Source organism: Asticcacaulis sp. (assembly GCF_020217185.1).
In the GTDB taxonomy this organism is placed as follows: Bacteria; Pseudomonadota; Alphaproteobacteria; order Caulobacterales; family Caulobacteraceae; genus Asticcacaulis.
This window is the reverse complement of sequence record NZ_JAIWNX010000291.1, coordinates 1-10,000: the sequence shown is the minus strand read 5'-3', so window position 1 is coordinate 10,000 and position 10,000 is coordinate 1. Positions and strand designations below refer to the sequence as shown.

Below are 10,000 nucleotides of genomic sequence, written 5' to 3'. Positions count from 1 at the left end.
AAATATATTTGACGATCTCCACCAACGATGTTTAGCTCGATTGTGTCAGAAATGTTTCGGAGGGGGTAACGGAACCCGTCCTCTCCACACACTCAAGGGGATTAAGATGAACAAGCGTACGACTCGGGCATTGATCATGAGTAGTGTGGCGGCCTCCGCCATCTTCTCCGGCTGGATGGCGGCGCCGGCCATGGCGCAGGCGGACGGCGCCAGTGAGGCCGTCGAAGAGGTCGTGGTCACCGGCACCCGCATCCGCCGCCCGAACCTCAAGAGCGCGTCGCCGATCACCACGGTCGATGCGCAGGAAGCCCAGCTTCAGGGCGCGGTGGCTGTAGAATCCTTCCTCACCAAGCTGCCTCAGGTCGAAGCGGCGGCCAACGAAAACGGCTCTAACGGATCGAGCGGCCGGGCGACCGTCAACCTGCGCAGCCTTGGCGGTGGCCGCAGTCTGGTTCTGATCGACGGCCAGCGCTTCCTGCCAACGCAGGCGATGGACCTCAACTTCGTACCGTCGGCGCTGGTTGAGCGTACTGATGTGCTGACGGGTGGGGCGTCTTCGGTCTATGGCTCGGACGCCATGTCTGGTGTTGTCAACTTCATCCTCATGAAGCACCTCGACGGCGTGCGCATGAACGCGCAGTACAGCATCTATAATCACCACAATGACGAAGGCTATCTGCGCAAGATTCAGTCGGACAAGAAGTACAAGCTCGCGCCGGAAAACGTCTGGACCGGTAAGAAATTCGATTTCAACATTGCGATGGGTGCCAATCTTGAAGATGGCAAGGGCAATGTCGCGGGCTACTTCGGCTATCGCAAGATGGACCCGGTGCGTCAGGATAAGTACGACTATTCGAACTGCGCCATCAACTATCCGCCGGCTTCGGTTGCGCCCGCCGGCACGGCCTATGTCTGCGGCGGCTCGGCCACGCACGCCTACGGCTCGTTCCGCCCGCTGACCTACACGCCGGCTGGCGGTACCTCGACCAATACCAATCCAACGGGTGTGCAGTATGCCAACGCGATGGACGGTTCCAAGACCTGGGTCACGGACGGCCCGGACTTCTATTATAACTATACGCCGGATAACTATATCCTGCGCGACAGCGAACGGTATACGGCGGGCGCCCTGTTCAACTATACCGTCAATGAAAAGATCGAAGCCTACGGTTCGTTCATGTTCATGGACGACGTGTCAGTGTCGCAGGTCGCGCCATCGGGTATCTGGACGGGCCGCGCCTTTACGGTCAACTGCGACAACCCTTTCCTCAGCACGCAGCAACGCGGGCTTCTGTGTAACGGGAACACGACCGGGAATGCGACCACCTGGGTGGCGCTGCGTGGTGTGGGCGGCGAAGGCCGTCGCAATGACATGCGTCACACCTATTACCGGGCCAATCTTGGCTTCCGCGGCACGCTCAGTGACGCCTTCCGCTATGATGTGAACTACAGCTACGTCACCGCGCGTGAACGCAGCAACTATCAGAATGATATCAATCAGAACAAGGCAGCGCAGGCGCTTCAGGCTGTCACCGTGGGCGGTCAGATCGTCTGTAAGGACACCTCAGGCGGCTGTAAGCCGATCGACGTTTTCAGCGCCAAAGGCCCGTCTACAGAAGGCTATAACTTCATCTATTCGCCGACCTTCACCGCCAATGATCAGGACATGAAGGTCCTGTCCGGCTACATCAGCGGCGATCTGGGCATTTATGGGGTGACATCGCCCTGGGCCTCAGAAGGCCTTCAGGTGGTTCTGGGTGCCGAACACCGCGAAGAGACGACGGTTACCAAGTTCGATCAGGTGCAGATCGATGCGGGTTCGGTCAATTCGGACGGCGTGATCACCACGGACGAAATCTTTACCGAAATCGAAGCCCCTATCGTTCAGGACAAGCCCTTCATCTACTCTCTGTCTCTGGCCCTGGGTTATCGGACCTCGACGATCAAGGTATCGAACAGCGCCAATCCTGAACGTGAAAAGGACGCCGATACCTATAAGTACGAGCTGAAGTATCAGCCCGTTCCGGACGTCCTGCTGCGTGCCAGCTATAACAAGGCCATGCGCGCGCCGAATGCCGGTGAATTGTTTGCGGCTCAGTCCTACGGCAATATTGCCGCGACCGATCCATGTTCGCAGAACGGCATTGCCCAGAGCGGCGCGACGCTGGAGCAATGTCTGCGCACGGGGGCCACGACGGCTCAATATAACGCGAAGACGATTCCGGATTGCCCGGCGACCTTCTGTACGCGTCAGGGCGGCGGTAACCCGAACCTGAACCCGGAGACGGGCAAGACCACCACCTATGGCGTCGTCTTCACCCCGCGCTTCGTGCCGGGCCTGTCGGTCAGCCTCGACTATTTCAAAGTGCGTATCGAAGACTATATCGGCACGATCAGCCCGACCGTCGCCCTGTCCCAGTGCGTGCAGACCGGCAACCCTGTCTTCTGCGGTCTGATCCATCGCGACCCGCTGACCGGCGCCATCTTCGGTCCGGGCGCAGACGGCGGCTACATCGTCGGCACCAACGTCAATACCGGCTATCTCGAAACCAAGGGCTGGGACGTCAATGCCGCCTACACGCTGCAAACCGAAGACGTATTCCAAAAGGACTACGGTTCGGTCAATTTCAACCTGACGGGCACGCTGCTCAAGTCGCTGGAAACCGAAGCCATCCCGAATGGCGGCTCCTACGATTGTAAGGGCCTGTTCGGTCCGGTTTGCGGTCAGCCCGCCCCGGAATGGCGTCACACGCTGCGCACCACCTGGCAAACAACCTGGGGTGACAAGTTCTACCTCCCGGCCGCCGTCTCCGTTAACTGGCGCTATATGGGCGTGGTCAAGCTGGCGTCCAACACCGGCAAGCCGTTCCTGACCGGGACCAAATCGACCATCGACGCCAAGATCCCGGAATACAGCTACGTGGATGTCGCTGCGACCTTCAACGTCACCAAGGGCGTCGTGGCTCGCATCGGTATCAACAACCTCTTCGACAAGACGCCGCCGTACATGTACGACGCGCTTCTGACCGAGTTTGGCAACGGTAACACCTATCCGGGCGTCTATGATCCGCTGGGCCGTATGGTGTTCGTCGGCTTCAACGCCAAGTTCTGATGAGGACGCCGGCGCTCCGCCCGCACGGAGCGCCGGTGCCTTAAGGGCCTGACGTTCTTCTGTATCTTAAACTTCCCCATTTTATCCGGCGGTCCTCCTCCCCCTCCGCCGGGCGGGGTCCCCCTTGGGCGGCAAACCCGATTGCGTGACGGTTTGCCGCCATTTTTTTTGTCAGTGAGGCCTCCCCATGACCCCCGGATTTCATCGTCGTGCCTTCTTACAGGGATCGCTCGCGGGAACGGCAGGCCTTACGGCGGCTTCGGCTTCGGCTGCGCCTTTGTTGCCCATACTGGACGCTTCGAGCGCGGTGCGAACCGACGGCTTGACCCCATTGGCGCAGTTTACCGCGCACGGTACGCAATGGAGTGTCTATGAGGATCAGACGCGCCGCGACGGACCGATTGTCTTCACCTCGGACAAGGGCGCCTTTTCCCTGTCGAAGCGCCCGGAGGCGGTGTTCGACGACATCACGCCCGCCTATCTGGGGCTGGCGCTGAAAGACATCTGTCAGGCCGATCCCGACCTGCTTGCCGACAAACTCCTGTCACACGGTGACGACCCGGACCCGGATGAGGTGCGCCGCGCGGCCCCGCCTGCCGGCTGGAATTTCACCCGTGAGTCGCTGTGGTGGCGGATGCCGTGGACGACCTTTGTCGGCACCACGCAGCAGGGCGACACCATGCCCGTCTTTCCCAACGGACGCACGCGCACCTTTCGCCCCGAACACGTCTTTCCCGAACTGAGCGGTGACGATAAGGTCAAACGCCGCTGGGAGGGGCTGCTGGGCGGCTGGCTGCCCGCCGTTCACAAGATCATCGAAATTTCGCCGACGCGGTACTATGACCTGCTGGTCTTTGCCGATGTGACGGCGACCGACAAGCTGGTGGTGCAGACCTGGCACCGCACCATCCAATATGACGACGGCAAGCCGGTCAAGACGGCGTTCGGCCATTCCTACGCCCCGTTCCCCCCACGCCGTGTCGAGCCGACCGCCGAAGCCTTTTATGAGGGGCTTCTGACCTTTGCCGGTGACTGGCAGGCGCGCCTGAAGGATCAGGCGAAGCTCAATATTCCCGATGCCGCCCTGTCGGACATGGTCAGCCACGCCTTTGCCAAGGAGCTGATGGTGCGCCCGCAAGGTGTTTATCCCAAATACGGCGTGGTCGATCGCGACTATTTCGGTTCGGAATATGACGGGTTTCAGGACACCTTCACCTCGTCGCTCTACGCCAACCTGGAGTGGGGGCGCTTTGATCAGGCCAGGGCCGTCCTGATCAACTATTTCGAGGATTTCGTCTTCGCCGACGGGCAGATTAATATGCGCGGGCCGGAGGTGGCGCAGTTCGGCCTGACGCTCAGCCTGCTGGCGCGCTATCTGCGCTATACGGGCGATACGGCGACGCTGAAACGCTTTGCCGGCAAGATCGAAAACACGGCGGCCATCCTCACCGAACTGCACGACGTGGCGCTGAAAAAGCCCGCCGGGGACGCCGGATTCGGCCTGCTCGACGGCTGGAGCGAGTCCGACGCCTGCCTGCATCCGGACCCCTCGGTGTGGTGGAAACCCTACTGGAACAATTCGGCCTTCGCCGTGCGCGGCTGGCGTGACATCGCGGCGGTGTGGGCCATTGTTGCGCCTGATAAGGCAGGGCGGGCCTCCGACTGGACGACGCGCGCCGATACGCTTCAGGCGCAACTGATAAAGACCCTGCGCGCCAATATCCGCCAAGACCTGACACCGCCCTATGTGGCCATCCTGCCGGGGGCCACACTGACCCATCGTCAGGCCATGATCGAATCCGCCCGCAGCAAGACCGGCAACGAACAGGGCTGGGCGCACCGCGCCTATGCCGAACTGCTGCACGCCGACGTCCTGCCCGACGATCTGGCCCAGACGGTCATCAACGCCGTCCGCGGGCATGGCGGGACGGCCATCGGTGTACTGGCCAATTTCGGCCCGCCCAGCGACGACAGCCGCGATCAGCTTGGCTTTATCTCCTACGGCTATGCCCAGCAGTTGCTGCGCTCGGACCGCATCGAGGAATACCTCCTGTTCCTGCACTCGCACCGCTACCATTCGCATACGCCGGGCACCTGGGTGGCGGGGGAGGTTACGGGCATTACCGGTGGCCTTCCGCTGTTCTGCATCCCGGCGCAACTGACCATACCCAAGCTGGTGCGCTGGGCACTCGTGTTCGAGGCCTCGGACGCAGACACCCTGTGGCTGGGCCGCGCCGTGCCCCGCCAATGGTTTGCGTCCGAACAGCCCATTGCCATCACCGGCGCACCGACGCGCTGGGGGCCGGTCGATCTGCACCTGCAAAGACAGGGGCTTACGCTCAACGGCGAGGTTCGTCTTGGTGGGGCGACCCGGCCCTCAGAGGTGCGTCTGCGCCTGCGGGTGCCGAAAGAGATGCGACTGGCCTCGGTCACGGTGAACGGCAAAAAAGCGGTCGTTGAGGGCGAAGATGTGGTCATCCGGCCACAGAGCGGCGCTTTGCGCATTCAAGCCCGCTTGCGCAAGGCATAGAAGTTGCGTTTGATACGAGTGGCGCGACTGTCAATTGGACGGTTGACAGCCGCACTAAAAGCGACACAAATCGTATACGAAACGGGGATCGACGCTGCGGCGTCTTGTTTAAGGGACTTTTTTCATGGGATTGTTTGGACCGCTAAAACCGCTCGCCAGAGCGGAATCTGATGGTAAGGCGCTGGCCAAGACGCTGAGCTGGCCGCATCTGATGGCGCTGGGTATCGGCGGCATCATCGGTACCGGCATCTATTCGCTGACCGGGACCGGGGCCGGACTGGCCGGGCCGGGGGTGCTGGTCTCCTTTGCCCTGTGTGGTCTGGTCTGCGCCTGTGCCGCTCTTTGTTACACCGAAATGTCCACCCTGATCCCTACGGCAGGCTCGGCCTATACCTATACCTATTCGGCCATCGGTGAAGTGGCGGCGTGGGTCGTCGGCTGGGCGCTGATCCTTGAATATTCGCTGGCCTGTTCGACCGTGGCGGTGAGTTGGTCGGCGCACCTGTTCGGCTGGCTGCACGACGGCATCGGCTTGCAGTTACCGGCCATGCTGATGAATGCCCCGCACGCCGGAGGCCTGATCAACCTGCCCGCCGTTCTGGTGTCGCTGGCGGTGATGGGTCTGCTTCTGATCGGCGCGCGCGAAAGCGCCACACTCAACATCCTTTTGGTCATCATCAAGATCGTCGCTCTGGGGGCCTTCATCTTCTTTGCCCTGCCGGCGGTGAAGGCGGGTAATTTCGACCCGTTTGCGCCCTATGGCTTTCTGGCGCATGAGGTGGAGGGTAAGAAGTACGGCATCATGGCCGCTGCCGCCATTGTCTTCTTCGCCTTCTTCGGCTTTGATGCCGTCTCGACCTCGGCCGAAGAGGCCAAGAATCCGGGCCGTGACCTGACCATCGGTATTCTGGGATCGATGGGCGTATCGACCCTGATTTATATGTTGGTCGCCGGTGCGGCCATCGGGGCGGTGGACTTTCGTCAATTTGCCTTCTCTGGCGAAGCCCTGCCGCACGTCCTGCGTGAACTGGGCCAGCCCCTGTTTGCAAGCCTTGTGGGGGGTGCGGCGCTGGTCGCTTTGCCATCGGTCATTCTGGTCATGATGTATGGCCAGAGCCGCATCTTTTTCGTCATGGCGCGCGACGGCCTCCTGCCGCAGGCGGTGGCCAAGGTTAACAAGAAGGGCTCGCCGGCCCTGATAACCACCCTGACGGGCCTGTTCGTCGCCGCCTTTGCCGGTATCTTTCCGCTGGATGAAATCGCTGCCCTGTCCAACGCTGGGACGTTGATTGCCTTCGTCGCCGTGGCACTGTCCATGCTGATTCTGCGCAAGAAGCTGCCGGATGCCGAACGCAGCTTCAAGACGCCGGCCCATTGGCTGGTCGCCTTGATCACCATAGGGGGGTGCGCTTTCATCTTCTCCAGCCTTCAGGTTAAGGCACAGCTCTTTACCCTGATCTGGATGGCGATTGGGCTGGTCGTCTATTTCTCTTACGGCAAGTGGCATAGCCGCCTGAAAAAGGGCGCTTAAGCGTTCAGCCTCACTCATGCAGAAGGGCGGGGGAAACCTCGCCCTTTTTCTTTGCGTTAAACCTAACGCCCCCGATAGAGGTTGAGGTCGATGCCATAGCGATTGACCTTGTCGTAGAAGGTCTTGCGCGGCAGTTTCAGCGCCTCCATGACGCTGCGCACCTGTCCCTCGTGGCGCTCCAGGGTTTCGCGCAGCAGGGCCTCTTCGTAGCGCGCCACCTGTTCGGCCAGACCCGGCGCATCGACATCGTTGCCCGGCAGGCTGTCGTCGATGCCCAGCGCGTAGCGTTCGGCATATTGCTCCAGCTCGCGCACATTGCCGGGCCAGTCGTGCTGGCGCAGATGGCTCTGGGCCTGAAGGCTGAGGCGCGGGGCCGGGCGGTTGAGGCGCGCCGCCGCCGCCAGCAGGAAGTGCTGAAACAGCAGCGGAATGTCCTCGCGCCGTTCGCTGAGCGGCGGCACGCGCAGGGTCACGCCGCTCAGCCGGTAATAGAGGTCGGCGCGGAACCGCCCGTCGCGCACGGCCTGCACCAGATCAATGCGCGTGGCGGCGATGACGCGGATATCGACCTGCCGCGGGCTTTCAGCCCCCTCCGGCCACACCTCGCGCGTTTCCAGCACGCGCAACAGCCGCGCCTGCTGGCTGAGCGTCAGCCCCTCAACCTCATCGAGGAATAGTGTCCCCTTGTGCGCCTTTTCGATGCGCCCGATCAGGCGCGGCGCACCGGGGCGCAGGCCCTGTTCGCTGCCGAACAGCTCGCTCTGAAAGCGCTCTTCGTCCAGCGCCGCGCAGCCGATATGCACAAAGGCCCGGCCCTTGCGGGCACTGAGCGCGTGCAGGGCGCGCGCCACGCGGTCCTTGCCCACACCCGTATCGCCGCTGATCAGCGTATCGACCTCGGCCTCGGCCACGCGCACTACCACGCTTTTCAGATGGGTCATGACGGCGGAATCGCCCAGCAGGGGGTAGCGGCTGTCCTGATCGGCCAGTTGGGCGTGGGCCTGCCGCAGGCGGCGGTTTTCCAGCACCAGTTCGCGCGTCTGCACGGCGCGGCGCACGCTCTGGCGCAGATCGTCCTGGGCAAAGGGCTTCGACAGGAAGTCATAGGCCCCGTCCTTCAGCGCCTGCACGGCCATCGGCACGTCGCCGTGCCCGGTCATCAGGATCACCGGCAGGTCGGGGTCGAGGGCGCGGGTACGGGCAAAGACCTCAAGGCCGTCCATGACCGGCATCCGCACATCGGTGATCACCACGCCGGGGAAGGTCGCATCAAGGACCTTCAGCGCCTCGGCCCCGCTGGCAAAGGCCTGCACGCTAAAGCCGTCGAGGCGCAGGGCCTGACTTTGCGCCGCCAGCAGGTCGGCATCGTCGTCAATCAGGATCAGGGGCGCTGTCACAGGGTTCATGTGCGGGGTCATGAGGCTTTACGCAGGGTCAGAATGAAGGTGGCACCGGTCTCAGAGGTTTCGGCGCTGAGCGCTCCCCCAAAATCGCGCAGAATGTCGTGAGCGATGACGAGGCCGAGACCCAGCCCCTTGGGTTTGGTGGTGACGAAGGGGGTGAAAAGCTGCGCCTGCACCTGCGGCGGCAGGCCCGGCCCGTTATCGGCGACGCGCAGGCGCACCTGATCGCCGTCGGCGCTGAGGCTGAGGCGCACCTGCGCATCGGGCACGCCTTCCAGCGCCTCAAAGGCGTTTTGCAGCAGATTGACCAGCACCTGCTCCAGTCGCACGCGGCTGGCCATGACGCGCAATTGCGGGTCGATGGGGTCGCAACGGAGGCTGACGCGGTGGTCGCGCAGGCGGCTTTCGTTGAGCAGGATGGACGAGTCCACCGCCTCTTTCAGCGGCACGGGCTCGACCTCGCTGGAGGCCTTGCGCGAAAAGGTGCGCAATTCACCGGTGATGTGGCCGAGGCGGTCGCACATGCGGATAATGGCGCTGAGGTTTTCGGCAATGATCGCCTTCGCCCCGCGCGCTGACGGTTTCTGGCTGGCGGCGGTTTCGGCCAGGACACGGATGGTGGCGACCGGCTGATTGATTTCGTGGGCCACGCCGGCGGTGATCTGCCCCAGACTGGCCAGCTTGTTGGCCTGCACCAGATCGGCCTGAAGGCGACTGAGGCGACGCTGGGCGTTGCGGCGTTCGCGGATCTCCTTTGACAGGCGGTCATTGGTGGCGCTCAGGGCCTCGGTGCGGGTGGCGACATCGCGCTCCAGCCGCTCGCGGTATTCGGCTTCATGCGCCGCTGACAGCCGCCTCTGCCGCAGCCGTCGCCATTGCCAGGCGCTCAGCGTCCCCAGCAGGCCAAAGGCCAGAGCGGCGGTCAGGGTGGCGGCGATAGCCGTATCGCGCGCCGCCTGATCGCTGCTGATCACGTGCAGCTTCCAGCCAACACCGGGCAGGTCGATTACCGTGTCGATCTGGCGCGCCGTCAGGGCGGGGAGGGGTTTGAAGCGTCGCTCCGGGTGCGCCGTCAGAAAGACCTCACCCTTGGGGCCCGTGACATAGGTGTCTTCGCCCAGCCCACCCCAGGAGGCCTCGATCGGGTCGAACTCCATCTTCACCACCACCACGCCCAGCCGGTGTCCAGAGGCAGTGACGGCGCGGGCGAAAAACAGGCCGGGCTTGCGGCTGACCGTGCCCAGCGCGAACTGCGTTGCCGTGCCGTTCGTCATGGCTTCGCGGAAATAGGGCCGGAAGCTGTAATTGCTGCCGACGAAGGAGACGGGCAGGGCCCAGTTGCTGGCCGACACCGTCTGGCCGGAAGCCTGAATGATATAGATGACCGAACTGCGCGTCTGGGTGCGCAGTCGATCCAGCTTTTT

At 62.8% G+C, this 10,000-nt stretch carries 5 protein-coding genes; 3 read left to right on the top strand and 2 right to left on the bottom strand.

Translation table 11 applies throughout. The features are described from left to right. The first annotated feature begins 106 nt into the window (after positions 1-106). The 3 genes from LDL37_RS14940 to LDL37_RS14930 all read left to right on the top strand — a co-directional run bounded on the left by LDL37_RS14940 (position 107) and on the right by LDL37_RS14930 (position 7,173). Positions 107-3,112 carry a TonB-dependent receptor gene (locus LDL37_RS14940; protein WP_290799612.1) on the top strand — a complete coding sequence of 1,002 codons (3,006 nt, stop codon included), beginning with the start codon at positions 107-109 and terminating at the stop codon, positions 3,110-3,112. Positions 3,113-3,443: 331 nt separating this feature from the next. Continuing rightward, entirely contained in the window at positions 3,444-5,642 is a 2,199-nt protein-coding gene (locus tag LDL37_RS14935) for a Tat pathway signal protein (protein WP_290799611.1), read from the top strand. Positions 5,643-5,766: 124 nt separating this feature from the next. Further along, positions 5,767-7,173, top strand: a complete 1,407-nt coding sequence (locus LDL37_RS14930; protein WP_290799610.1) for an amino acid permease — start codon at positions 5,767-5,769, stop codon at positions 7,171-7,173. 62 nt (positions 7,174-7,235) lie between these two features. Here the strand turns inward: LDL37_RS14930 and LDL37_RS14925 are convergent, their stop codons facing one another. Continuing rightward, complete coding sequence (locus tag LDL37_RS14925; protein ID WP_290799609.1) at positions 7,236-8,579, bottom strand: sigma-54 dependent transcriptional regulator; 1,344 nt, start codon at positions 8,577-8,579, stop codon at positions 7,236-7,238. An 8-nt stretch (positions 8,580-8,587) separates the two neighbouring features. Further along, positions 8,588-10,000: ATP-binding protein (locus LDL37_RS14920; RefSeq protein WP_290799608.1), on the bottom strand; the 1,413-nt coding region annotated here is incomplete at its 5' end.

Coding starts and splice junctions, on each gene's coding strand:
- LDL37_RS14940 (WP_290799612.1), top strand. CDS start 107: ATGAACAAGCGTACGACTCGGGCATTGATCATGAGTAGTGTGGCGGCC.
- LDL37_RS14930 (WP_290799610.1), top strand. CDS start 5,767: ATGGGATTGTTTGGACCGCTAAAACCGCTCGCCAGAGCGGAATCTGAT.
- LDL37_RS14925 (WP_290799609.1), bottom strand. CDS start 8,579: ATGAACCCTGTGACAGCGCCCCTGATCCTGATTGACGACGATGCCGAC.